Origin of the sequence: Kibdelosporangium aridum (genome assembly GCF_900176515.1) — a bacterium.
Lineage (GTDB): Bacteria > Actinomycetota > Actinomycetes > Mycobacteriales > Pseudonocardiaceae > Kibdelosporangium > Kibdelosporangium aridum.
In genome coordinates, this window is record NZ_FWXV01000002.1 from 1,923,544 (window position 1) to 1,947,611 (window position 24,068).

Consider the following 24,068-nt stretch of genomic DNA (forward strand, 5'->3'; position numbering starts at 1 on the left):
CAGGTTAGTGCGGTTGTCCGCCGTCCACTGAACGTTCCACGATGAGGGCGCTCGCGATGGCGGCGATGCCCTCGCCACGACCGGTCAGGCCGAGCCCGTCGGTCGTCGTCCCGGACACCGACACGGGGCCGCCGACGGCCTCGGACAGGACTGTCTCCGCCTCGGCGCGGCGCTTGCCGATCCGCGGTGCGTTCCCGATGACCTGGACGGACGCGTTGCCGACCTGGAAACCGGCCTCGTCGAGGCGGCGGCGGACCTCTGTGAGCAACTGCACGCCGTGCGCCCCGGCCCAGCGCGGGTCGCCGGTGCCGAAAACAGCCCCGAGGTCACCGAGCCCGGCGGCCGTGAGCAGCGCGTCGCAGAGTGCGTGCGCGGCGACGTCGCCGTCAGAGTGGCCGTCGCAACCGTCGACGCCTTCCCATAGCAGTCCCGCGATCCAGCAGTCACGACCGGCGGCGATGGGATGGACGTCAGTGGCGGTTCCTACCCGTGGGATCACGGGGTCACGCTAGCGACGTCGATCTCTGTGCGGATGCGCAGCCCATGCGGATGGCCAGGGACCGTGCTGAGTGGAACACCGAGACGTCGCGGGTCTTCGGCGTTCAGCAACAGCTCGATCGGCGCACCCAGCGGGGACTGCATGACTCGCAGCTCGGAACGGTCCCTGGTGCCGAGGATCCGGCCGTCCGGATCGACTTCTTTGACCGTGTCGGTCAACGGGAGAACCGGGATGACGGCTTGCGCGCCGCGCTCGAGTTCGTCGACGACGGACTCGATCACTTCGGTCGGCGTTTCCGCGCGTTCGATGTCGTGGATCAAGCCGAACCGAATGTCCGGAAACATCTCGATCGCGGTATTCAGCGCGGTATGAAGATCACCGACGACAACTGTGCAGTCGGGCCGCGTGAATTCGAGGTTAATGGGGGTACAAATGAAAACGTGCCGTACGCACCCTGCTGTGAGCAGGGAACGCACGGCACGCTCTGTCAATGGCATGCCATGTACGGAAACCACTCCGGTCGCCGGCACGACCGCGAGCGCGACGGAACTCTGCACTCTGCTGTGTTTCACGTACTGCGGGGTGGACTAGACCGCCGCGGCTGTGGCGAGAACCTCGTCGAGGAGGACCTCGGCCTTGTCCTCGTCGGTGCCCTCCGCCAGTGCCAACTCGCTCACCAGTATCTGTCGAGCCTTGGCCAGCATCCGCTTCTCGCCAGCGGATAGGCCACGGTCCTTCTCACGCCGCCAGAGGTCTCGCACCACTTCGGCAACCTTGTTCACATCGCCAGAGGCGAGTTTCTCCAGGTTGGCCTTATACCGCCGTGACCAGTTGGTCGGCTCCTCCGTGTGAGGAGCGCGCAAAACATCGAAGACGCGGTTGAGACCCTCTTGGCCGACGACGTCCCGCACGCCTACGATCTCGGCGTTGTCTGCGGGTACGCGAACCGTGAGATCACCCTGCGCGACCTTGAGAACGAGGTACTTCTTCTCCTCGCCCTTGATCACGCGTGTCTCGATTGCTTCGATGAGAGCGGCACCGTGGTGCGGGTAGACGACGGTCTCTCCGACCTTGAAAACCATGTGTCCTCTGCCCCTTTCGCTGACTCCATTCTAACACGTCCCGCAATCCCCCTCAGCCCGGTGTGAGACGGGTAAGCGCAGGTCAGCGGCACGAGGATGGACCGCCTGGGGGTTGACAAAATACATGTGGGCATGCATCAAGATGACAATTAACGATCTTGATGGGATACTCCCGGATCCTTTGTGGACATCATCTCGGCGAGGTGCCCGCGAGGGGCACCAAGCCGCCGGATACCCTTCGGGCCGACGCGTTTTCCCCAGGAAGGACCGGCAACGTGAGTCGTGTACGCCACAGCCTGCGCTACGCCACAGCGGCGGTCGGGATCGCGCTCGCACTCGCGGGTTGCGGCGCCGGCCAGATCTCGCAGACCGCCGGCATGGAGCCGGCCGTCAACGGCGGTGAAGGAGACGTCGGCCCGATCGCCGTCCGCGACATCCAGCTCGCGTACCCACCGCAGGGCGTCTACGAGCCCGGCTCGACGGCAGTGGTGCTCGGGACGCTCGTGAACAGTGCGCTGACCGACGACGAACTGGTCTCGATCACGTCGCCGGCGGGCCAGGTGACGATCACGGGTGACAAGAGCCTCCCGGCCGGTCGGTCGCTGATCCTCGAGATGCCCGCGGGCGGGTTGCCGACATCTTCGTCGCGCCCGACGACCACGAGCAGCACGCCGACCTCTGGCACCCCGACTTCCGGAGCGCCCACTTCCGGGGCTGCGACTTCGGGCTCCGGTACTCCGGCTTCGGGTGCGACGACCACCGCCACGACGCCGCGGCCGACGACGACCACGCAGCGGCCGGTGACCATCGGCAAGGTGACCGTGCTGTTGACCGGCATCGGCGAGGAGATCCGCTCGGGCAAGACGATCGAGCTGACCTTCACCTTCCGCAGCGGCTCGGTGACCATCCCGGTCCCGATCGCCGTGCCGACCACGCCGCGCCAGCCCGCCGCAGGCGGTAGCGGTGGTGGCGGAGGCCACTGACAAAGCAAAAGGCGAAGGGCCCGGCATCACTGCGATGCCGGGCCCTTTGGCTACCCGGCGCCTGATCGCACTCCGCGTGCCAAGAGTCCCGCAGTCCGCCCAGCTCGGCTCTGACCTGCGCCAACGCCGAAACTGTCGGATCCCTGCGGTAGCGTGAAAATTAGGGGGACCCCCTCGAGAATTGCTGTTGTGGACGGGGCTGCTTTGGCGACCAAGCCCGTCCGAGCGAAGCGAGGACAATCCAACACTGTCGGACCTTGCCGATAGGTTGCCTTGCGTGGCGAAGAAGTCGGGCCCGGCCTTCCGGTGTGGCGAGTGTGGTGCTGTCGTTGCCAAGTGGTTCGGCAGGTGCCCCGAGTGCCAAGCCTGGGGGACCATCGAAGAAGTCGCGGCGGCCAGGCCGGCCCTGGCCAAGGTCGTCGCGGGCGCCCCGGCGTCCCCGGCACGGCCGATTGCCGAAGTGGACGTCGAGTCCGCCAGGGCCCAGCGCACCGGAGTCCCCGAGCTCGACCGGGTTCTGGGCGGCGGTCTGGTCCCGGGGGCCGTCGTCCTGCTGGCCGGCGAGCCCGGCGTCGGCAAGTCGACTCTGTTGCTCGAGGTCGCCTACCAATGGGTCGCGCGGGAGGATTCGCCTGGCCGCGCGCTGTACATCACCGGCGAGGAGTCCGCGGGCCAGGTCCGTCTGCGCGCCGAGCGCACGGGCAACGTGCACCAGGAGATGTTTCTGGCGTCGGAGAGCGACCTGGCCACAGTGATCGGTCACGTCGACGCCGTGAAGCCGGCCATGCTCGTGATCGACTCCGTGCAGACGATGTCCTCGCCAGCGGTCGAGAGTTCGGCGGGTGGCGTGACGCAGGTCAGAGCGGTGACCGCGGCGCTTGTCGCGTTGGCCAAGGAACGCGGCCTGCCGGTGATCCTGGTCGGCCACGTCACCAAAGAGGGATCGGTCGCCGGTCCGCGGGTCCTTGAGCATCTCGTCGACGTCGTTCTGCAGTTCGAAGGCGACAAGTATTCGTCGCTGAGGCTCGTCCGCGGTGTGAAGAACCGGTTCGGCGCGGCCGACGAGGTCGGCTGTTTCGAGATGGTCGAGGAAGGCATCGTCGGCGTGCCTGACCCGTCCGGGATCTTCATGAGCAACCGGGTCGAAGGTGTCGCGGGCACGGCCGTCACGGTCATCACCGAAGGCAAACGTGCCCTGCTGGGCGAAGTTCAGGCGCTCGTGGCGAACACCGAAGCGCCGATGCCGAGGCGCGCTGTGAACGGCCTCGAGGCGTCGAGGGTCGCGAAGGTGCTGGCAGTACTGGAAAGGCGCGCGAGCCTGCCGTTGGGCAAATCAGACGTCTTCACGGCGACCGTGGGCGGCATGCGGATCATCGAACCGGCGGGTGACCTGGCGCTCGCGATGGCGGTCGCGAGCGCCAAGCTGGACATCCCGTTGCCCAACGACATGGTGATCATCGGCGAGGTCGGTCTCGCGGGTGAGGTACGCCGGGTCGGCAGTGTCGGCAGGCGGTTGGCCGAAGCGGCGCGCCTTGGTTTCAAACGCGCGCTGATCCCGCCGGACTCCGGCCGGTTGCCCCCGGAGATCAGGGCAACCGTCGTCCCCGACTTGCGCACGCTCGTCGACACGTTGTCCAAGCGCTGATTACTTCCCGAGGCCGTCGACCACGGCCCAGTGGGTGGTGGTCTCGCTGGCCACCGTCCCGGCAGGGGAGTCCGGGTGGTCGGCCACCATCCGGATTTCCCGCGTGCCGATCAGCAAGCCGTTCGCCGGGTCGATCAGCAGCACGACCGACCGAGTGCTTTCCAGGTTGTCGACCGTCAGCGACACGGCGGCCCGGCCGTCACGGGTTCGCGCGTCTGTCGACACCCGAACCCACGGGTGATAGCTGAGCGCTTGGTAGATCGCCCTGCGTACGTCGGCGGGTACGGGCCGGTTGAGCAACGAACCCGCCAACTGCACGGCGACGCCAGGTGGGTCGGGTGTTTCCGCGGCGTCCGCGGCAAGCCGGGTGTACAGCTCGCGGGGGTCGCGGGGCAGGCCGGCGATGAACTGCTCGGTCGGATCGGTCCACGTGCCTTGCGTCGGCGGGAAGTACTCGCCCTTCGGCGCCTCGAACGTGCCCTCCTGGTAGGACAATCCGGAGACCATGGTCGGCCACTGCGGCTCGTCTTGGTCCCGGGTGTTGGCGCGCCGGGTGTCGACGTCCCTGACCAGCCGCCACACACCGGACCGGTCAGCGGGCACCCATTCCTCCCAGAAGCCCTCGCTGTCCATGTCCATCGCACCGCGGATATCCCCGCGCACCATGCCCGGCATGCCCCACTCGTACCTGCCCATGGTCAGGTATTGGCCGGGCTGTTGTGGCAGGTCGCTGGCGGTCAGTTCGCCTGCTGCGTTGTACACGACGCTGACCGGAGGCAATGGGGTGCCACGCGTGGCGCTGGGGATCCGTGCCGGGCGTTGTGGCGCCTTCGGATAGGTCTTGTTCACTTCCGGCCGACCGGCGGCTGGCTGGTGATCGTTGCTCCGCAACGCGACCGTCGTTCCTACCGCAATGAGCACTGCAGCCGCGGCAGTCAGCCAAGGGACCAACCGCCGACGCATCGACGGCCTGCGCCGACGTTGGACGTTGAGCACCTCGGTCCGCACGGTGAGTGGGGTTGGTTCGGGCAACGGCTCCGGGCATGGCTCGGTCGCCGCTTCCAGGCGCACCTTGCCGAGCAGGAACGCGTCCTCGGTCATCTCCGGTACGTCCGCACGGAATGCGGCCAGCGCCTCGTCCAGGTCAACGTCGTTCATCGCTCTGCTCCCAGGTGGTCCCGAAGTGCGGAGCGGGCGCGATGCAGCCGCGACCGGACGGTCCCACCGTCGATGTCGAGTGCCTCGGCCACTTCGCTGGGCTTGAGACCAGCCCAGGCCACGAGCAGCAGCACGTCCCGTTCCTCTTGGCGCAACTTGGCGAGCGCGGTGCCCAACTTGCGAGCCTGCACGCTGGCATCCGCACGGGAGACAGCCACGGCGTCGGTGCCTTCGCCGACATCAGCGCGGCCGATGTCACGTGCAGTCGCCCGTAACCCCCGAACTTCGCTACGGGCGTGCCGACGTAACAGGTTCGTGGCTATGCCGTAGAGCCATGCACGGACTGTTGCCCGTTCAGGCTCGTAGCGGTCGCGTTGTTCCCACGCGAGCAGGAACGTGTCGCCCACGAGATCGTCCGCAGTCGCCGGGTCGAGCCGCCGCGCCAGATATCGGTGCAGACCACGCGCGTGCTCGTCGTAGAGCCGCGCGAGCACCCTGTCCGCGTCGGAGCCCGTGAGATCCGGCCGTTCCACGCTCGCCATCGTCACAACGGGTATTGCCCGCAGCCTGCCCGATCGTTCCGAGAAAAAGGCCGGGAATCGAAACTCGACTCCCGGCCTCTGTGCTCAGTTGGTCAGACTGGCTTCTCGCCGCTCAACAGCTGCGCGCAGCGGATCAGGCCGAGGTGGCTGTACGCCTGCGGGTGGTTGCCCAGTGAGCGCTCGGCGATCGGGTCGTACTCCTCCGGAAGCAGACCGGTCGGGCCCGCGCAGTCGACCATCTGCGCGAACAGGTCCTCGGCCTCGGTCCGGCGGCCGCACATCAGGTACGCCTCGATCATCCAGGCGGCGCACAGGTGGAAGCCGCCCTCGTTGCCCGGCAGGCCGTCGTCCCGGTGGTAGCGGTACACAGTGGACCCACTGCGCAGCTCCGCCTCGATCGCGGTGACGGTCGAGGCGAACCGCTCGTCCGACGGGTCGAGCAGGCCGGACAGGCCGACGAACAACGACGCCGCGTCCAGGTCCGTGCCGTCGTAGGCCGTGGTGAACGACTTGACCTCGTCGTTCCAGCCCTTGGTCAGGATGTCCGTGGCGATCTTGTCGCGCAGCGCGTGCCATTCCGGGTTCGGCTGGCGGCCATAGGTTTCCGCCAACGTGATGGCCCGGTCGATGGTCAGCCAGCACATCACCTTGGAGTACACGTGGTGGCGCGGGCGGTGCCGCTCTTCCCAGATGCCGTGGTCCGGCTCTTCCCACCGGCGCGCGACGGCCTCGGCCATCGCGTTGGTCATCTTCCAGTCGTCGTCGGTGAGTTTCCCGCGTGCCAGGGAAAGCGCCGCGACCAGGTCGACGACCGGGCCGAACACGTCGAGCTGAACCTGCTGGTTGGCAAGGTTTCCGACGCGCACGGGCCGCGAACCCGCGTAGCCGGGCAGCGTGTCGATCACGGCCTCAGGGCCAAGACCGGTGCCGGCCAACGTGTACAGCGGGTGCAGCCGCTCCGGGCCGGGAACCGTGGCCAGAACCCCGTGCACCCAGTTGAGGAACGCCTCGGCCTCGGCGGTGGAACCCAGCGACACCAACGCTTTCGCGGTCAGTGCGCCGTCACGCAGCCAGCAGTACCGGTAGTCCCAGTTGCGGATGCCGCCGATCTCCTCGGGCAGCGAAGTGGTGGCGGCGGCCATGATCCCGCCGGTCTCGCTGTGGCACAGGCCGCGCAGCGTCAGCGCCGAGCGGATCACCAGTTCCCGCTCGACCTCCGGGAACCGCAAGGAGCCGAGCCATTCCGTCCAGTACCGGTTGGCGCGGTTCTTGCGCTCCGGCTCCGGGATCGGGTCCGGTGCCAGATCGTCTGTGCCGCAACGCAGTTCCAGCAGCACCGGCTCGCCGTTCGGGCTGACGATCGCCCGGGCGGTGTCGTGCATGCCGTCCGAGGTGATCTCCCAGTCCACGCCGGGGGAGTGCAGCGCCATCGGGTCGGACGTGCCGACCACGCGCAGGCCGTTCTCGTTGCGCACCAGCTTGACCGGCACCTGGCCGAACTCCGGGCGCGGCGCGAACTCGACGATCGCCCGGCTGCTGCCGGTGATCGTGCGGATCAGGTCCGTGCGGTGCGGCTGGGCGTAGTGCTCCAGGTAGTCCGTGACCAGCAGGCCCGACCAGCGGGTCTCCACGGTCATCGTGCCCGGCAGGTAACGCTGCCCCAGCGGAAGACCGCCGCGTTCCGGCGTGATCGACAGGTGCCCGGCGCTCGGGCCGCCGAGCAGGTCGGCGAACACCGCGGCCGAGTCGGGCTCCGGGTGGCACAACCAGGTGACGCGAGCTTCGGGTGTCAGCAACGCGACCGAACGCTCGTTCGCCAGCATGGTCAGCCGCTCGATCGGGGTGGCCTGCTCGCCGTACAGCCAGTTCCTGCGCTCCTCCAACAGGAACGCGAGCATCGCGGCCACCGCGGGGGTGTCGTCGATGCGGAACTGCGCGAGCGTCTCGCCGCCGCCGACCTTGACGCCGAGGTCCGGCCCGGACAGCCGGGCGAAGGCCTTCTCATCGGTCACGTCGTCACCGACGAAGATCGCCGCCGTCGCACCCATCTGGTGCCGCAGCACGTCCAGGGCGTGGCCCTTGTCGGTCTGCACCACGGCGAGCTCGATGACCGCTTTGCCTTCGGTCACCTGCACACCTTCCCAGGTGCACGGACCGGTGCGGACGGCCTCGGCGATCCGGTCGGCGATCGACTGCTCGGCCCGCCGGTAGTGCACCGCGATGCTGGCCGGCTTGACCTCGAGGTGGACGCCTTCGGCCCCGTCGACCAGCCGCTCGAGCTCGGCCTCGATCTTGGTGTGCAGTTCCCGCGCGGGTCCGTTGAGCGAGTGCACGAAGCCGATGTCGAACTCGGATCCGTGGCTGCCGACCAAGTGCACCTCGGCGGGCAGCCGCGACATCGTCGCGAGGTCGCGCAGCGCCCGGCCGGAGATCACCGCGGTGGTGGTCTCGTGCAGACCGGCAAGCGAACGCAGCGCGTGCACGGATTCCGGTTGGGGCCGTGCTTTCTCCGGGTCTTCGACGATCGGCGCAAGCGTCCCGTCGTAGTCGCACGCGACCAACAGTCGGGGGGTGCGTGCGAGCTGAACGATCGCCCGCCTCAGTTCGGCGGGGAGAGCCTCGGCAGTCACGCCTTCTCCTCGTGCTCCAGCGTGGCAGCCATTGCCACTATCGGGTGAAGTTACGATCTGAACTGATTCAGTTCAACCCCTGTGACCCCAGAGCCTCCAGGAACGACCGTGCCCAACGGTCGACGTCGTGGGTGAGCACCTGGCGTCGCAGAGCGCGCATCCTACGGCGGCCCTCCGCAGGGTCGATCGTAAGGGCCGCATGCAGCGCGTTCTTCACCCCATCAAGATCATGTGGGTTGACCAGGAACGCGCTGGTGAGCTCGGCGGCCGCGCCGGCGAACTCACTGAGCACAAGGGTGCCGCCCAGGTCATGCCGGCACGCCACGTACTCCTTGCACACGAGGTTCATCCCGTCGCGCACCGGTGTGACCACCATGACGTCCGCGGCGGAGAAGAACGCGACCAGCTCGCGCCGGTCCACCGACTGGTGCAGGTAGTGCACGACCGGGTGACCCACTTTGCCGAACTCGCCGTTGATCCGGCTGACCACCTGCTCGATGCCCTGGCGCATCCGCTGGTAGTGCTCGACCCGTTCGCGGCTGGGGGTGGCCAGCTGGACCATGGTCACCTCATCGGGGTCCACCCGGCCCTCGATGAGCAGCTCCTGCAACGCGTGCAGCCGCACGTCGATGCCCTTGGTGTAGTCGAGGCGATCGACCCCGAGCAAGATCTTCTTCGGGTTGCCCAGGTCGGTCCTGATCTGCTGGGCACGCTGGATGGTGTCCCGTTTGCGGGCCATCCCGTCCAGTCCGGCCGAGTCGATGGAGATCGGGAACGCGCCGACCCGGACCGGCCGGTCGCCGACGTGGATCAGGCCGGGCCTGGTCCGCACGCCGACCGCGGCACGGCTCGGCTCAAGGCCGACCAACCGCCGTGCCAGCCACAGAAAGTTCTGTGCGCCACCCGGTCGGTGGAACCCGACCAGGTCAGCGCCGAGCAGTCCGCGCACGATCTCGGTCCGCCACGGCAGCTGCATGAACAGCTCGACCGGCGGGAACGGGATGTGCAGGAAGAAACCGATCCGCAGGTCCGGCCGCTGCTCGCGGAGCAACTGCGGGACCAGTTGGAGCTGGTAGTCCTGGACCCACACGGTCGCGCCCGGCGAGGCGACGGCCGCGGTGGCCTCGGCGAACCGGTGGTTGACCTTGACGTAGCTGTCCCACCACGCCCGGTCGAACACCGGAGGTTCCACCACATCGTGGTACAGCGGCCACAGGGTGGCGTTGGAGAAGCCTTCGTAGTAGTCGCGGACGTCGGCGGCCGACAGGGTGACCGGGATCAGTCGCAGGCCGTCGTCCTCGAACTCCTCCACGTCCACGTCCGGCACACCCGGCCAGCCGACCCACGCGCCGCTCTTGGATCTCAAGAACGGCTCGAGGGCACTGACCAGTCCGCCTGGGCTGTGCTTCCAACGTTGCGTGCCGTCTTCCGCACGCTCGAGGTCAACCGGGAGCCGGTTGGCCACGACGATGAAGTCCGCACCGCTGTTCACCGGGAGAGAGCCTCCTTGTGATGACACTGACTAAAAGACAGTAGCCAGTTAGGCCGCTGAGCGCGTCCGGCAAACGGTCAGGTGGTAAGTCTCACTTAGACGCCGTTGTCTCCAGCTCCAGCCGTTGCCACGTCGGCCCGACCAGTCTGATGGCACCGAGCCGTCGCTCCAACCTACCGAGGCTCACTCGTACAGGTTGTGCCAGGTATTCGCCGAGAACCACGCCCGCGCCCAGCGCCAGGGCGATGCCGAGGGCCGTCATCAGCGTCACGACACCGGCCGAGGTGCCGTCGACCGCGAGCTCGTAGAGCGACCGATATGTCGTAAGTCCAGGAAACAGGGGTGTCATCCCGGAGACCGCGACGACAAGAGGAGTGACGCCCAGTCGTCGCGCCATCACTCCGCCGCAGAACCCGATCCCCGCCGCGGCAACCGCCGACGCCACGATCGGCCCGGCTCCACCGAGCACGAGTCCGCCGTAGCCCAACGCGCCGAGCGCACCCGCCGCGCTGGCGACCATCATCGACCGCATCGTTGCGTAGCTCGCCAGGGCGAAGCAGCCCGCCGCGGCAGCACCGGCCACTGTCTGCAACGGCAGCCGCAGCGCGGTCGGCGGCAGCGCCTCCGCCATGGGCACCCGTGGCAAGCCCAACTCCGAGGCCATGTTCAGTGCCAGCACAACCCCGCCAATGAGGCCCGCGGTCATCAACGCGACCTCCATCGCGCGCCCTGCGGCCGTCACGTTGTAGCCCGTGATGGCGTCCTGCACGGTGCCGACGACGCTAAGTCCGGACAGCAGGACCGTGATGGCAGCGGCCACGACGAGCGTTGGTGACTCACCGAGCCACCCTGTCGACACAACCGCGAGCGCCCCACCCGTGGCGAGGGCGCCGCCAAGCACCTGCTGGAAGAAGAACGGCAGATTGTGCCGGTTGAGAATCCGTCCGATGCGGTCGATGACAGCGGTGATGACGGCGGCAGCCAACGCGACAAGCGGCCCGCCACCCAGCAACACGGTGACGCTCGCGGCCATACCGGCCCATGCGGCCGTCGCTACCCATCGTGGGTAGGGGTGCCGTGCGTTGACGATCCGGTCGAGCCGACGCGCAGCCTCGGTTGCCGTCGTCCTGCGTCGCGTGATGTCCCGGACAAGCTGCTCGACGGCGGCGAGGCGCGTGTAGTCCAACCCCCTTGACCGCACGACTCGCAACGACGTCACAGGTGCGAACTCAGCGCCCCGATGGCAGCACGCGGTGATGGAGGTGAACGTCACATCCACCTGGCACTGCTCAAGGCCGCAAGCGTTTGCGACAGCAATGATCGTCGCGGTCACATCGGAGGCGCCCGCACCGGAGCTCAACTGCACTTCTCCGATCCGCAACGCCAGGTCGAGCACCTGATTGACAACCGACTCGGCCGGCACGAACTGCGCCACTACCACTCCTCCCGTGCCTCGTTTCCCGCGTGGCATCGCAGGAGGAAGAAGAGGTGTAACAGTGTCGTGCACCACAAACAGGTTTAGCGGGAAACGGCCCAACGCCCCGGGCTGGTTCAAGCGCAACGTGCCCAGCGCTGGATCGGAAGGAGCTCGCACCGTGGGGTCTGGGGGCTCGGCCCCCAGAAGACACCGCGTCTTGGGCGGCCCACGCTGGGAGCCGGCCAGCGGCTGACGCCGCCCGAGCCGGTGACGGGACTCGAACCCGTAACCTTTCGCTTACAAGGCGAGTGCTCTGCCAATTGAGCTACACCGGCGAACTGTCCGACAACATCGTAAGCAGACAGTCGAGCGGTTAAGTACACCGGCTCCCGTTTAGCGCAACCAGCTCAGCAGGGCTCCGCAGGCCATCAGGGTGGGCAGGCACCAGCGCATCGTGTTGATCTGGCGCTGTTTCGTGTCGCGGTCCAGCACGTGATCCGGGTACACCGACACCGCCCAGGCCGCCGACATCAAGAACAGGCTCCCGGTGACCGCTGGCCACACAGGGATCTCGACAAAGGTCGTCGGCCACAGGAAGTACGGCACGACCAAAGCGACGATCCCGAGCGACAGGGCACCCGCCGAGATCACCAAGTGCCGTTTCACGGCCAGGAACGCGATGAACACCACCAGGGCGGCACCGAAGGACACCACCGCACCGGTCCTGATGACCGCCGTCGGCAGCTCGTTCATCACGGCCGGAACCCCGGACGCCAGGATGACCAGACCAGCGATACCCAAAGTGCCTTGGATCGCGGCGGGCACGAACTTCACCGGCTGCAGGCCTGGCGCGAACACCCGCGCGTACGAGGCGGGATCGCCGAACGCCTGCTGTGGTGTCTTGCCGGTGTCGGCGCAGTACGCCTCGACCGAGTCGAGCAGCTGCTCGATCCGTTCGCTGGACAGATCCCTGGTGCGTAACTCCCGAAGCAGGGCTTGCTGCCACGGATCGAGCTTGCGGGTGATCATCGTTGCTCCGAGCAGGGCGGGAACTTTCCCCACAACCTAGTCAGGCAGTCAACCTCTCGATCTTGGCGGGAACGTGCTTGTGCCAAGGAGTTCCGGCGATCGGATCCCGCCAGTTCGAGTCGGTTAGTTCATTGGGCGCAGTGCCTGTCAGCTTGTTGTCGTAATTCAGGCCAAGGCCGTTGGGCAGAGAGACGTGGCCGGGCTGCATGCGGTCGTTGATTTCCACGGCTGCTTCCACCGATCCGCGTGTGGTGGTGACGATGGCGGTGCCGTCGTCTTGCAGGCCAAGGGCTTCGGCGTCCTGCGGGCTGATGCGCAGCGCGCCACGCGTGTCCCTGCGGCGCCATGCAGGGTCGCGCAAGATTGTGTTGGCGGTGAACGACCGTCGTTCACCGGCGGACAGTACGAACGGGAATTCGTCGCTCGTCCAGGCCTGCGTGGTGTCCAGCTTGCGGATTTCGTCCAACAGACTGGGGATCGCGAGGTGGATCCGGCCGTCGTCGGTGCCCACGTAGCGCCAGGCGTCGGCGTACTCGTCGAGTGTGAGCGTGATGCCGGAGCGCGAGTTGAGAATCGCCTCGAACAACGCTTCACCGTCGGCGTGCCCCGCTCGTTTGACGGCGTCGGGGTACGTCATCGCACACTTCTGCGCTGCGAGCCAGAGAACCGCGGCGTTACGAGCACCGTTGGGCAGCTTCGGACCCAGCGTTTCGTAGAGCACGAAGGGTGCGAGCGGCGCGAGTTTGCCGCTCATCGCCCGCAGCATCGCCTGGGCAAAGGCTTCGCGGGTTTCGGCTTCGTGCAGTGGCGCGAGATCCTCGGCAGTGACGAGCCCGAGCGCACGGATCAGACGGGCGTAGATCTCCGCTTCGTTGAGTGTGCCCGGCAACGGATCGAGCACCGGGGCCCGCAAGTGGAACGTGTTGCGCGGGAACTCCAGGTTGAAGAACGTGGCTTCCCACTTCTCGAACTGGCTTGCCGCGGGCAGCACGTAATGTGCGTGCCGGGCGGTTTCGGTCATGGCCACGTCGATCACGACGACAAGGTCGAGCGCGTCCAACGCTTCGCGCATCCGCGGCGAGTCGGCGAGCGAGTGGACGGGGTTGGCGGATTCCACGATCATCGCCCGGAACCGCTTGGGGTGATCGGTGAGGATCTCGTCCGGGATCACGTTGCACGGCACCAGGTTCGCGAACATCGGCGTGTTGGTGACCGGCGTACGGCGGTCGCGGCGCGGGTCGTGCTTGGCGACTGGGACCAGCCACGAGTGCGTGTTCACCGCGCCCTGCTTGGCGAAGTTGCCGGTCAGCGCCCACAGCAGCTTTTCCAGATAGGAGCTCAGCGTGCTGTGCGGTGCCTGCTGGACACCGAGATCCTCCAAAATGGACATACTGCTCGCGGTGGCGATCTGCCTGGCAGCCTTGGTGATCAGCTACTCGGAAACACCGCAGCGCTGCGCGTATTCGGCGACCTTGATGTGGGCCATGTGCTCGAGCACCTGGGCGGAGTCAGTGGTGTGCTCGGCGAGGAAAGTGTGATCGACCAAGTCCTCCTGGACGACGACCGCCACCATGGCGGCGAGACACCACGCGTCGGTGCCCGGCTTGACCTGCAAGTGGATGTCCGCGAGGTCGGCGGTTTCGGTCCGGACCGGATCGATGACGATCAACGACCGCGCTGGATCCCGTGCGATCTCCTTGAGCACGACCCGTGCGCGCGGGAAACCGTGTGACTGCCAAGGGTTCTTGCCGACGAAGACGGAGACCTCGGCGTGTTCGAAGTCGGGCGCGGTATGTCCCCTGTGGAGCTGGGCGTCCACCCAGAACTCGCCGGTTTTCTCCTGCGCCAAGGCATTCGACCGATGCCACGCGCGAAGCCCACGCATCAGCGCGGCGCTGTAGGCGCCGCCGAGGTGATTGCCTTGCCCGCCACCGCCGTAGAAGAAGATCGACTCTCCGCCGTGCGCGTCCCGGACCGCCTTGAGCCGCTCGGCGATCTCGGCGATGGCGGTGTCCCAGCTGATCTCCTCGAACTCGCCATTGTCCTTGCGGCGCAACGGGCTTGTCAGCCGATCGGACGCGTTCTGATAATGGTCGAGGCGCAGTGCCTTGTTGCAGGTGTATCCCGCCGACGCGACATGGTCCTTGTCGCCCCGGATCCGTTTGAACAGCCGGTCCTCGGTGAGCACCTCGATACCGCAGTTGCACGCGCAGAGGATGCACACCGACTTGTGCCACTGGTCCATCGCAGCGCTCCGGAAGAGTCGATTATGCCAACCGTCATACTCGACCGGTTCCGCACGGGCGTCAAGCGGAGTCGACGAGAAGATGCCCAAGCATCCGAGTCATCTCCCGCTCAACCCGGTCAAGAGCCCTGGTGTCCTGCCGAGCACGCGCGACCACCGTCGCCCCCTCGATCGACGTGATCAGCAAGGTCGCCGCGGACACCGCCCGTTCTTCGGAGACACCCCGCCTGACCAGCAAATCCGCAATGGTCCGTTCCCACTTGCCGAAGACCTCACCCGCAGCCCGATAAGCATCGACGGACTCGGCCGCGCCGAGAGCGGCAGCGACAATCGGGCAGCTGGTCTGAACGTTCTCGGAGAGCTCCGCCCGCCAGAACTCGAAGAGCGCCCGCGTCAACTCGATGGGATCGTCGAACTTGCCGATCATCCGGTTCATCACCTCGCCGGCCCATGCGGTGGCCTCGGCGGCAAGCTGGTTCTTCCCACCGGGAAAGTGGTGATAGATCGACCCTCGCGGCGCCCCACTGTGCTCGATGACGTCAGCAAGGGAAGTACCCGCGATCCCCCGCTCCCGGAAGAGCGTCACCGCACTGTGCACCATCGCCTTACGGACATCGCCTGCCACGGCGACCAGCGTACTATGACGATCAGCATAGTGAAATGCTCTGACGTTTCACTGTCATCTTTTCAAGCCAGCTGAAGCCGACCGTCAATTCAGCCAATTGCGTCACGGAGACTTGCCGCGTTGTTCTCTTGGTAGCCAAGAGATTTGTCAGTAGAATTGCCGTGAGTCAGCGTGGCCATACCGTGAGTCGGGTCGCAGTCTTGGCGCACGGTCAACCTCCCTGCTGTCTTCATCTTCGAGGTGGGGAGGTGGAGATGAACGACCGTATCCCACAGGGCCTGGTCGGTACCGGCCGAGTGCCGCTGGTCAACCTGATCATTTCATTCGACACCTACGAGTGCTTTCTCGTGCAACTCGGACCGGTTGGGCCCAGTTGCCCCCGTGTCGCGTTAGCCGCCGGGCCCGGCGGACTGGAGCAACTGGGCCCGGGCATCGAATCCGCGACCAAGTCCGCGCTCGGCTTGGTTGTGACCTATGTCGGGGTGATGTCCTTCGAAGTCACCTCAACCGCGATAGACATGTACGTCTTGGTCAGCGCCCGTGAACCGGCCACCTGGCCCATCGGTACAACGCTGATGACCCTGCCGGAGCTCGTTCGAGCAGGCGCGGACATCTCCTTGATCGGCCTCTTCCAAGCAGCCGCGAGCCGGGCCGAGGCCGAACGATTCGCTTTGAAGATCGGCGGCCCTGTGCGTCACGCCCTCGCCAGAACTGTCGAGCACCTCGAGGAGCGCTTCACAGTGGAGGACGGTCGCGCAGGTTGGTCGCAGTACCTGAGCAACGACGCCGTCGGCGTAATGTCCTCCGCGCAAGGACTGCTGGCCTTGGCGCACGCGTCTGTCGCAAGTCGTTACATCGAGCCTGTCGCCCGGTGCCTCGAGCAAGCGCAGAACCCTGATGGCGGCTGGCAAGTGAAACATTCGCTGCACGGCGAGCCCACTCAGATCTCCATCACGGAGAGCACGTGCTACTGCCTGTGGGCCTTGGTCGAGTCGGGACGTACCGAGGAATGCATCGCGGTCTCAAGCGGGGCCGCGTGGCTGATGAACACCCAACGACCGTCAGGCGGCTGGGGTGTCTCCGAACGCAGCGCCGAAGCGCAAGTGATAGCAACGGCTTTTGCGGTCAGAATGCTGGCCCGTCTCGGCAACCGGGGTGCGGTAGGTCGAGGAGTCCAATGGCTTCGTGACAACCAACGCGAGGACGGTTCCTGGCCACTGGACCGTGCGGTGGTCTCACCAACGGAGCCAGACCTCTCGCCACCGGCACCAACCGCCCATGCCGTCATCGCTTTGCTGTCAGCAGGCGTGCCCGCCAATGACAACGCCATCATCCAGGGCGTCGCGTACTTGCGTCGACGGTTCAACAGCGCTGGCGTCGAACCGTGGCGTTCGGCGCTGTCCGACACGCTTGTCGATCCTCGAACCGACTCTCGCTTGATCTTTCGGCACTACACGACGCCATGGGCGCTGGTGGCCTTGAGTCAGGCAGGCGCGAGCTTGAGCGATCCGCTCGTCCAGCGCGGCATCTTGCAACTACTCGCCCAGCAGATGCCCAGCGGTGCGTGGCGATGCAACGCCACAGTGCCCGCCTCGCCGACAATGTGGGCCGCGCATGACACGGTTTTCGCGCTGAAGACCGTGGTTTCAATAGGCGTACGAATTCTCCAATCGGCACCGGTCCTCGGGCTGACCACCGCATCACTCGAGTCAATGATGATGAGTTTTCTGTTGACCAATGGATCGCCGTGGCCGGGTGCTCAAGAAGCAATGGGAGCGTGATCGTGCGGCCAGCCCGATGATCATTTTTTCGTCCAAATCGGACGCGACGACGCCTGAAGGCCTGCTTCGAGACGGTGGTTTTATCGGATACGAGCAGTCGTTGGGCGAGGTGCCTCCACATGGGTAACTCGCAACGCCGTGGGTCGTAGCGCGTTGGTTCCGGCGGGCGCCCGCCGATGTGAGTACCCGTCGCGCTCGTGGGCTGACGGTGTGGTGGAATCGGCCTTCGCGAACGAACGTCACCTGCTGTTCAGGGGCAAGTCGCAGTTCGACATGCTCGCGGGTCTCTATGTATCAACCCTCTACTTTAGCCTTGAGCGGCTGGTGCGATAATCCCGCGCATGGTCTCGTCGAGGTTTCGACGGATGGTCTCGTCGGGACCGCCCGAGTCGCCACATGTGCCGTCGGTCAACTATCACGTGTGGCAGGCGTGCAACATGCGCTGCCGGTTCTGTTTCGCGACATTCCAAGGTGTGCGCAAGAATGTCCTGCCTGCTGGACACCTGGATCGTCCTGACGCCATGCGGATTGTGCGAGCGCTGGCCAGGGCCGGATTCACGAAAATCAATTTCGCAGGCGGCGAACCGTTCTTGTGTCCATGGCTCGTCGACCTGGTCGTCTACGCCAAGAAGCTCGGCATGGTGACCTCGGTGGTCACCAACGGCAGCTACTTCGACCGATCTGTAGCGTCTGACCTGCTGAAACATCTCGACTGGCTGGTGCTGAGCGTGGACAGCCTGCATCCGGCGACAGCCATTCGGATCGGCCGGGTCAAGGCTCACAAGCCAATTTCCAAGCGGCAGTATCTTGCCATCTGTGAGCGAGTGCACGCCGCCGGTGTCAATTTGAAGATAAATACCGTCGTCACCTCGGCGAACTACGGTGAGGACTTCAGGGACTTCATCATCAGGGCCCGGCCTCGTCGGTGGAAGATCATGCAGATGCTTCCACTTCAAGGTCCCGATTCGCGGTGTGCCGAGGATTTGATCGTGGATCGCGACGGTTTCAACCACTTTGTCGCGAAGAATCGCCGAGTGCGCAAGAACGGCATCGTCGTGGTTCCCGAGACGAGTTCGGACATGGTCGGCAGCTACGCGATGATCGACCCGGCTGGGCGCTTTTACGACAATGTCTCCGGGCAGTACAAGTACAGTCAGCCGATTCTGGACGTGGGAGTTCGCGCGGCCTTCTCCGAAGTGGACGTTTCGGCCGCCCGATTTCTCGCTCGTGACGGTTTGTACGACTTCTGGGGCGGGTGGAAGTGGCGCCGCGTCGGCAGCTGGGCGCAGCTGCGGGGCTATCTGCGCAACAGGTGGCGGCCATCCGCCGTGTCGAGCGCAACGCCGTTGACGACCGCGGCGACGGCCGAACCCGTGTGGCTCCAGGCCCGGATTTCGCGGCGGACCGATGTACTCGAGTCTGGTCAGGCTACGGCCGTAATATCCTCAACCTGAGGGCGCTGACCTGCGGGGACGTGTGGTACACCTGGGACGCTGAAGGGTGGGAGGCGTCGTGGCTGAGGAGCGGGATCCGGTCGACCGGGTGGTGGCGCAGGCGAGCAGGCTCGCGGGCTGGCTGGCCAAGACGAGCTGGCAGGCGGCTGGCCGTCTGCCAGGTGGCGAAGCCGCGCAACGGCAGTTCCGGAAAGCCGAGAAGGCCGTTCTCGACCAGGTACGCAAGCGCCTCGACGAAGAAGGAACCTTCACGGGCAAGCTGATCGAAGCCCCTCCCGCTGTGGTCGATGGGCACGTTGATCCGGTGCGGTCGGCGATGGCCGAGTTGTTGCGGCTTTCCACCGAGCTTGATCGGGAGCAGGGGCGGCACCACCTCTTCATGTCGATCGTCCGCCAGCTCGTTCCCGATGAGGCGCGGATCCTCGCTGCGTTGAGCGATGGTGAGGTGTATGCCCTTGTGCATGTGGCTGGGCGGTCGACGTTGGGTGGACCGCAGCGGATTGTGCTGCGGAACGCTTCCTCGGTTGGGCGGGCGGCCGGTGTGATGTTGCCGGATCTCGTTCCGGACTACGTCACGCGGCTGCTGAGTCTCGGCGTTGTCCAAACTGGACCTGAGGACCAGGCTCTCAGCACTCAGTACGACATCCTGCTCACCGAGGATCGGGTTCGTACCGCCGAGACCGAGGTTCGCACTGTCCACAAGCTCAGCCCGCGGTACCTGAAACGAACCGTCAAACTGTCTACTTTGGGCACGCAGTTCTGGGACGCGGCGCGGCCGGGATGATCGACGAGATCGTCGCCGATTTCCAGCGGAACTGGCATGTTTACGCTTCCATGCCGCTCATCGCCGCATTGATCGGGTACGTCACCAAGGTCGTCGCCATCCGGATGATGTTCCGGCCCATCGAGTTCCGGGGAATCCGGCCGTTCTTCGGTTGGCAAGGCATCGTTCCGCGCAAGGCCGCGCGGATGGCGGCCATCGCGTGCGACACCATGACCGATCGGCTCATCTCCGCCGGTGAGGTCGTGCGACGACTCGATCCCGAGCGGGGTTGCCAAGGAGTTGGAGCAGCCGCTGCTCGAGGCGGTTGACGAGATCACCCGCGAGATCGCCGAGGAGTACCAGCCCGCGCTTTGGGAGTCCTTGCCGCCGCAGGCGCAGGACCTCGTCGTCCGCCGGGTCCAGGCCGAGGCGCCCAAGGTCGTCAAGGGCATTCTGGCCACTATTCAGTCCGATGTGGACTCTGTGTTCGACCTCAAGGGCATGGTGGTCGAGAACCTCGTCAAGGACAAGGAACTGCTCAACCGGATCTTTCTCGAGGCGGGCAAGCGGGAGTTCCAGTTCATCGCGCGGTCCGGCATCGTGTTCGGCTTCGCCATCGGCCTCATTCAAATGCTTGCTTGGGCCACGCTGAAATCGCCGTGGGTGATGCCGATCTTCGGTGGCCTCACCGGTTGGTTCACCGACTGGCTCGCACTGAAAATGATCTTCCATCCGCGTGAGCCGAGGCGCTACTTCGGGCTGTTCACCTGGCAGGGGCTTTTTCTCAAGCGCCGCAAGGAAGTCGCGGCTGACTACGGCGCACTGATCGCCAAGGAGATCATCACACCGCACAACGTTCTGCACGCTGTCCTGCGCGGACCATTGGCCGATCGGCTGTTCGCAGTGGTGGAACGGCAGATCACCAACGCCATGGACCGGCAGACCAGGCTCGCTCGCCCGCTTGTGGCGATCACGGTCGGCAGCCGCCGATATCAACAGCTGAAGCACAGCGTCGCCGAGAAGGTCATGCGGCGGATGCCGGACACGCTCGCCTTCATCGAGGATTACGCCGAAGAGGCGATGGATATCCGCAACACGCTCGTCCAGAAGATGCAAGAGCTTTCGCCCGAGGAGTTCGAAGATCTGATCAGGCCGGCCTTCCAGCAGGATGAATGGATTTTGATCACCGTCGGCGCCGTACTCGGCTTCGCCGTCGGCGAGCTGCAGGTCCTGCTCGTCGAGAACCTGGCCAACTGACCCGTGTTATCCGTGTGCCACTATTGTTAACAGTCCGCGGAAACGCGTCGATGGTCCGGTGGTCGCATTCTCCGGCAGACTCGACAATCGGCGAGGTGGGAAAGATCATTCCAAGACGAGTGGCCGGTGGGTCGCTGGCGTACCCACAGGCCAGCCTGCTCGGGCGGCTGTCGGAACGGACCAGGGAGGATTTCCTCGCGGTCGGCGTTTCGGAAAGCAGGCCGGCAGGTATGACAATCATCAGTCAGGGGGAAACAGATTCCTCAGCACTGTTGTTGCTGCACGGATCGGTGAAAGTGCAGGCCACGGACCCGGCCGGGGAACGGACCCTGCTCGCGATCAGGGTCGGTGGTGATCTCATCGGCGAGATGGCGGCACTCGATGTCGGCCCGAGATCTGCGACAGTGATCGCGTGCACCGACATTTTCTTCAAGCGGATGACCAAGGCTGAGCTGCGGAACTTCCTGGCCCGTCACCCGGATGCGGCCATCGAGGTGGCGACGATGTTGAGCGAACGCCTTCGATGGGCCGACCGTCGAAGAATCGAACACGGTCGTCCGGCGAGCGTGCGGGTGGCAAGGGTTCTTGTCGACCTATATGAGGCGTATGGCACCCGTTCCGGTGGTCACTGGGATCTGAGTGTGCCGCTCACCAGGGAAGAACTCGCGTCGATCGCCGGTATCAAACTGTCCACCGCGGAAAAGATCATTCGGACTTTTCAACAGGAAGGCCTGGTCAGCGGCCGTTACCGGGGCATCGCGGTTCTCGATATGAGCAGGCTGAGACAGCGCGCCGAAATAGCGTGACTCTTGTACTGTTAAAAAGTTGAACCAAGCGGGCGAGCTTGTTGCGTTAAATGGACACGAACCCGTACCAGTGCCGCTTTCATACGAACGACCTACTGCATGATTACGCAGAGCACCAGCATCCCTCGGATCCGTCCACGAAGGGTCTAATTGTATGGCAGATACGGGCTTCCGGCGGTCGCTCTATGTCGGAGTTGATATTCGCGGGTACGGCGCCGCGCCGGAGCAGCGCCAGCAGAAATGGCAGGAGACCCTGCTGCGATCTCTTGATCGCGCCGCGTCGTCAATGGGATTGAACCGGACACGCTGGTCTCGTCAGCAACACGGCGACGCCGAACTGGCCGTTCTTCCCCACGACGAACCTGAGCCGCTGGTGGTCGACGGCTTCACCCGCCGTCTGGAAGCCGAACTGCGCCAGCACAACGAGGACATGCTGCCGTGGGCCCGGCTGCGGATGCGGATGGCGGTGCACCACGGCGTGGTTGTCAACGGTCCCAACGGTTATCCTTGCCGGGACGCGGTGGTGGTGAGCAGGTTGCTCGACTCCAAGCCACTGCGCGGGGTGCTCGAACAGTGGCCGGAGGCCAACCTCGCGGTGATGCTGTCCGATTTGGTCTACCGGTCGGTCGTCGAAGCGGGGCACACTTCGCTGCGTACCGACCAGTTCCGCCGGCTTGCCGTGCGGGAGAAGGAATTCAAGGGATACGGGTGGCTGTGGCTGCCCGGTTGCTCGGACACGATCGACATGTACGCACGTCCGATCGTGTCGAGGTGGGACTCCGCCGGTGTGCAAGCGCGGCCCTATGTGGTCAGTGCCGATGAGGTGTCCGATGTAGTTGTCCGAGGGCGGCACCGGACCACTGCGCAGCGCGGGTTCATCAGCGGATGAGGTCGGGGTGGCCTTGCCCCCAACGCCAGGCCACCTCGCCTTTCGCGGCCTATATTCAGCGCTGTGGTGTACCAAGCCGATGAACGGCGATACGACAAAGCGGAATTCCGGCGCAGTGGGCGCAGCGGACTCAAACTGCCGCTGATCTCGCTGGGCCTGTGGCAGAACTTCGGCGGTGCCCGGCCGTACGAGCACGGCAGGCAGATCGCCAGGCGCGCGTTCGACCTCGGTGTCACGCACTTCGACCTGGCCAACAACTACGGTCCGCCATACGGGTCCGCCGAGGAGAACTTCGGCCGGATCCTGCGCGACGACCTGCGGCCGTACCGCGACGAGCTGGTGATCTCCACCAAGGCGGGCTACGACATGTGGCCTGGCCCGTACGGCGACCACGGTTCGCGGAAGTACCTGCTGGCCTCGCTCGACCAATCGCTTGGCCGGATGGGCCTTGACTACGTCGACATCTTCTACTCGCACCGGTTCGACCCGGAAACACCGCTGGAAGAGACGATGGGTGCGCTGGTCAGCGCCGTGCAGCAGGGCAAGGCGCTGTACGCCGGCATCTCCTCGTACTCGCCCGCCAAGACCAAAGAGGCCGCTGAGCTGCTCAAACAGGCCGGTGTGCCGCTGTTGATCCACCAGCCGTCGTACTCGATGCTCAACCGCTGGATCGAGCCGGAGCTGCTGGACACCCTCGAGGACGTCGGCGCTGGCTGCATCGCGTTCTCGCCGCTGGCGCAGGGCCTGCTGACCGACAAGTACCTGACCGGCGTGCCCGAGGGGTCGCGTGCGTCGCAGCACGGCTCGTTGCAGCAAGACCACCTCTCCGAGGAGAATCTCAACCGGGTGCGTGGCCTCAACGGGATCGCGCAGCAGCGTGGTCAGAGCCTGTCGCAACTGGCGTTGACCTGGGTTTTGCGCGATCCGCGGGTCACTTCCGCGCTGATCGGCGTGAGCTCGGTCGAGCAGCTCGAGCAGAACCTGGCCGCGCTGGACGGCCCGCCGCTGACCGACGCGGAGCTGACCGAGATCGACAAGTACGCCGTGGAGTCCGGGTTGGACCTGTGGCGGCCGTCACGTGTAGCCGGCTGACGTTCTGGCAACGCGCGTGCGCGCGACGCTAAGCAAGCGCGCACGCGCCGTTCAACAGTCTGTACTGATCAACACAGGCCGTTTCGCGTTCCCCCAGGTCGGCCGTCCGGGCGAGACCCGATGGGCTGATCGGTGGAAACACCTCTGTTACGTTCCCTTGGCATGTCCGGAAAAACCTTCGGCCAGGCGGTAGTGGATGTGCCGTCCACTTCGGACGGTGCGGGAATGTGGCGGCTGGCGCGCGATTCGCGCACGCTCGACCTGAACTCTTCGTACTCCTACTTGCTGTGGTGCAGAGATTTCGCCGGTACCTCCGCGGTCGTGAAGATCGACGGTGAGGTGATCGGCTTCGTCACCGGATACCTGCGCCCGAACCAGCCCGACACGCTGGTGATCTGGCAGATCACCGTGGCGGACGAACATCGCGGCAGAGGTTTCGCGACGGCGCTGCTGGACAGCCTGGTGCGCCGCACCGGCGCCAGACATCTCGAAGCCACTGTCACTTCGGACAACGACTCGTCCATCGCGATGTTCCGCGCGCTCGCCGCCCGCTGGGGTGCGGGCCTCACCGGCAACCAGCTGTTCAGCGCCGACCAGTTCCCTGACGACCACGCGGCCGAGTTCCTGTTCCGAATCGGCCCGTTCGTGCCGGTCAACGCGCCTTCCTAGCTCATCTGAA

At 65.6% G+C, this 24,068-nt stretch carries 21 protein-coding genes, 1 tRNA gene and 1 pseudogene; 10 read left to right on the forward strand and 13 right to left on the reverse strand.

What is annotated here, in order from left to right; genetic code table 11:
- Positions 1-4 precede the first annotated feature (4 nt).
- From ispF to B9C43_RS18730, 3 genes are read right to left on the reverse strand one after another with little or no spacing between them, the layout of a single operon-like run.
- A complete protein-coding gene (gene ispF / locus B9C43_RS18720; protein ID WP_084427864.1) occupies positions 5-499 on the reverse strand; it encodes a 2-C-methyl-D-erythritol 2,4-cyclodiphosphate synthase in 495 nt (164 codons plus the stop codon).
- The gene (locus B9C43_RS18725) at positions 496-1,071 is read right to left on the reverse strand and encodes an IspD/TarI family cytidylyltransferase (RefSeq protein WP_327222589.1); all 576 of its coding nucleotides are present in this window, start codon (positions 1,069-1,071) and stop codon (positions 496-498) included. The genes ispF and B9C43_RS18725 overlap by 4 nt, the downstream gene beginning before the upstream one ends.
- 15 nt (positions 1,072-1,086) lie before the next feature.
- Positions 1,087-1,581 carry a CarD family transcriptional regulator gene (locus B9C43_RS18730; protein WP_033392499.1) on the reverse strand — a complete coding sequence of 165 codons (495 nt, stop codon included), beginning with the start codon at positions 1,579-1,581 and terminating at the stop codon, positions 1,087-1,089.
- Between the two features lie 275 nt (positions 1,582-1,856).
- Here B9C43_RS18730 and B9C43_RS18735 point away from each other — a divergent pair, with 275 nt between their 5' ends.
- Together B9C43_RS18735 and radA are read left to right on the forward strand one after the other, a co-directional pair.
- Positions 1,857-2,564: a hypothetical protein gene (locus tag B9C43_RS18735; RefSeq protein ID WP_084427868.1), complete on the forward strand. Its 708-nt coding sequence runs from the start codon at positions 1,857-1,859 to the stop codon at positions 2,562-2,564.
- A 277-nt stretch (positions 2,565-2,841) separates the two neighbouring features.
- A complete protein-coding gene (gene radA / locus B9C43_RS18740; RefSeq protein WP_084427870.1) occupies positions 2,842-4,209 on the forward strand; it encodes a DNA repair protein RadA in 1,368 nt (455 codons plus the stop codon).
- On the opposite strand, the gene B9C43_RS18745 is transcribed toward radA, so the two are convergent.
- From B9C43_RS18745 to B9C43_RS18785, 10 genes are all read right to left on the reverse strand, one after another.
- Complete coding sequence (locus B9C43_RS18745) at positions 4,210-5,367, reverse strand: hypothetical protein (protein ID WP_084427872.1); 1,158 nt, start codon at positions 5,365-5,367, stop codon at positions 4,210-4,212. It lies immediately after the preceding gene.
- Positions 5,364-5,909, reverse strand: a complete 546-nt coding sequence (locus tag B9C43_RS18750; RefSeq protein ID WP_084427874.1) for an RNA polymerase sigma factor — start codon at positions 5,907-5,909, stop codon at positions 5,364-5,366. Before B9C43_RS18750 ends, B9C43_RS18745 begins: the two co-directional genes overlap by 4 nt.
- 92 nt (positions 5,910-6,001) lie before the next feature.
- Complete coding sequence (gene otsB, locus B9C43_RS18755) at positions 6,002-8,539, reverse strand: trehalose-phosphatase (protein WP_084427876.1); 2,538 nt, start codon at positions 8,537-8,539, stop codon at positions 6,002-6,004.
- A 67-nt stretch (positions 8,540-8,606) separates the two neighbouring features.
- The gene (locus B9C43_RS18760) at positions 8,607-10,031 is read right to left on the reverse strand and encodes an alpha,alpha-trehalose-phosphate synthase (UDP-forming) (protein ID WP_235038678.1); all 1,425 of its coding nucleotides are present in this window, start codon (positions 10,029-10,031) and stop codon (positions 8,607-8,609) included.
- A gap of 91 nt (positions 10,032-10,122) precedes the next feature.
- Positions 10,123-11,502, reverse strand: a complete 1,380-nt coding sequence (locus tag B9C43_RS18765) for a threonine/serine exporter family protein (RefSeq protein ID WP_084427878.1) — start codon at positions 11,500-11,502, stop codon at positions 10,123-10,125.
- A gap of 208 nt (positions 11,503-11,710) precedes the next feature.
- Positions 11,711-11,783 (reverse strand) — tRNA-Thr (locus tag B9C43_RS18770).
- Between the two features lie 58 nt (positions 11,784-11,841).
- Positions 11,842-12,477, reverse strand: coding sequence for a hypothetical protein (locus B9C43_RS18775; RefSeq protein ID WP_084427880.1), 636 nt, complete (start codon positions 12,475-12,477; stop codon positions 11,842-11,844).
- A gap of 40 nt (positions 12,478-12,517) precedes the next feature.
- The gene (locus B9C43_RS58505) at positions 12,518-13,867 is read right to left on the reverse strand and encodes a molybdopterin dinucleotide binding domain-containing protein (protein WP_235038680.1); all 1,350 of its coding nucleotides are present in this window, start codon (positions 13,865-13,867) and stop codon (positions 12,518-12,520) included.
- A 42-nt stretch (positions 13,868-13,909) separates the two neighbouring features.
- Positions 13,910-14,722: a molybdopterin-dependent oxidoreductase gene (locus tag B9C43_RS58510; RefSeq protein WP_235038681.1), complete on the reverse strand. Its 813-nt coding sequence runs from the start codon at positions 14,720-14,722 to the stop codon at positions 13,910-13,912.
- 61 nt (positions 14,723-14,783) lie between these two features.
- Positions 14,784-15,347 carry a TetR/AcrR family transcriptional regulator gene (locus B9C43_RS18785; protein ID WP_200825569.1) on the reverse strand — a complete coding sequence of 188 codons (564 nt, stop codon included), beginning with the start codon at positions 15,345-15,347 and terminating at the stop codon, positions 14,784-14,786.
- 254 nt (positions 15,348-15,601) lie between these two features.
- Between B9C43_RS18785 and B9C43_RS18790 the strand changes: the two genes are divergently transcribed.
- From B9C43_RS18790 to ectA, 8 genes and pseudogenes are all read left to right on the forward strand, one after another.
- Entirely contained in the window at positions 15,602-17,128 is a 1,527-nt protein-coding gene (locus tag B9C43_RS18790) for a prenyltransferase/squalene oxidase repeat-containing protein (RefSeq protein WP_143446399.1), read from the forward strand.
- 365 nt (positions 17,129-17,493) lie between these two features.
- Positions 17,494-18,582: a viperin family antiviral radical SAM protein gene (locus tag B9C43_RS18795; protein ID WP_160096563.1), complete on the forward strand. Its 1,089-nt coding sequence runs from the start codon at positions 17,494-17,496 to the stop codon at positions 18,580-18,582.
- 58 nt (positions 18,583-18,640) lie between these two features.
- Positions 18,641-19,366: an Abi-alpha family protein gene (locus B9C43_RS58515; protein WP_084427892.1), complete on the forward strand. Its 726-nt coding sequence runs from the start codon at positions 18,641-18,643 to the stop codon at positions 19,364-19,366.
- Positions 19,363-20,602: pseudogene (locus B9C43_RS18805) on the forward strand (DUF445 domain-containing protein). Before B9C43_RS58515 ends, B9C43_RS18805 begins: the two are co-directional and overlap by 4 nt.
- A gap of 95 nt (positions 20,603-20,697) precedes the next feature.
- Positions 20,698-21,408, forward strand: a complete 711-nt coding sequence (locus B9C43_RS18810; protein ID WP_160096565.1) for a Crp/Fnr family transcriptional regulator — start codon at positions 20,698-20,700, stop codon at positions 21,406-21,408.
- 154 nt (positions 21,409-21,562) lie between these two features.
- A complete protein-coding gene (locus B9C43_RS18815) occupies positions 21,563-22,297 on the forward strand; it encodes a hypothetical protein (protein WP_143446400.1) in 735 nt (244 codons plus the stop codon).
- A 63-nt stretch (positions 22,298-22,360) separates the two neighbouring features.
- Positions 22,361-23,389, forward strand: a complete 1,029-nt coding sequence (mgrA, locus tag B9C43_RS18820; RefSeq protein ID WP_084427898.1) for an L-glyceraldehyde 3-phosphate reductase — start codon at positions 22,361-22,363, stop codon at positions 23,387-23,389.
- Positions 23,390-23,551: 162 nt separating this feature from the next.
- Positions 23,552-24,058, forward strand: a complete 507-nt coding sequence (gene ectA / locus B9C43_RS18825) for a diaminobutyrate acetyltransferase (RefSeq protein ID WP_033392481.1) — start codon at positions 23,552-23,554, stop codon at positions 24,056-24,058.
- The last annotated feature ends 10 nt before the right edge of the window (positions 24,059-24,068 follow it).

Excerpts from the sequence above, each read along its gene's own strand:
- B9C43_RS18730 (WP_033392499.1), bottom strand. The coding sequence starts at position 1,581 with ATGGTTTTCAAGGTCGGAGAGACCGTCGTCTACCCGCACCACGGTGCC.
- B9C43_RS18745 (WP_084427872.1), bottom strand. The coding sequence starts at position 5,367 with ATGAACGACGTTGACCTGGACGAGGCGCTGGCCGCATTCCGTGCGGAC.
- B9C43_RS18750 (WP_084427874.1), bottom strand. The coding sequence starts at position 5,909 with ATGGCGAGCGTGGAACGGCCGGATCTCACGGGCTCCGACGCGGACAGG.
- B9C43_RS18765 (WP_084427878.1), bottom strand. The coding sequence starts at position 11,502 with ATGCCACGCGGGAAACGAGGCACGGGAGGAGTGGTAGTGGCGCAGTTC.
- B9C43_RS18775 (WP_084427880.1), bottom strand. The coding sequence starts at position 12,477 with ATGATCACCCGCAAGCTCGATCCGTGGCAGCAAGCCCTGCTTCGGGAG.
- B9C43_RS58505 (WP_235038680.1), bottom strand. The coding sequence starts at position 13,867 with ATGTCCATTTTGGAGGATCTCGGTGTCCAGCAGGCACCGCACAGCACG.
- B9C43_RS58510 (WP_235038681.1), bottom strand. The coding sequence starts at position 14,722 with ATGGACCAGTGGCACAAGTCGGTGTGCATCCTCTGCGCGTGCAACTGC.
- B9C43_RS18790 (WP_143446399.1), top strand. The coding sequence starts at position 15,602 with ATGAACGACCGTATCCCACAGGGCCTGGTCGGTACCGGCCGAGTGCCG.
- B9C43_RS18795 (WP_160096563.1), top strand. The coding sequence starts at position 17,494 with ATGGTCTCGTCGGGACCGCCCGAGTCGCCACATGTGCCGTCGGTCAAC.
- B9C43_RS18815 (WP_143446400.1), top strand. The coding sequence starts at position 21,563 with ATGGCAGATACGGGCTTCCGGCGGTCGCTCTATGTCGGAGTTGATATT.
- ectA (WP_033392481.1), top strand. The coding sequence starts at position 23,552 with ATGTCCGGAAAAACCTTCGGCCAGGCGGTAGTGGATGTGCCGTCCACT.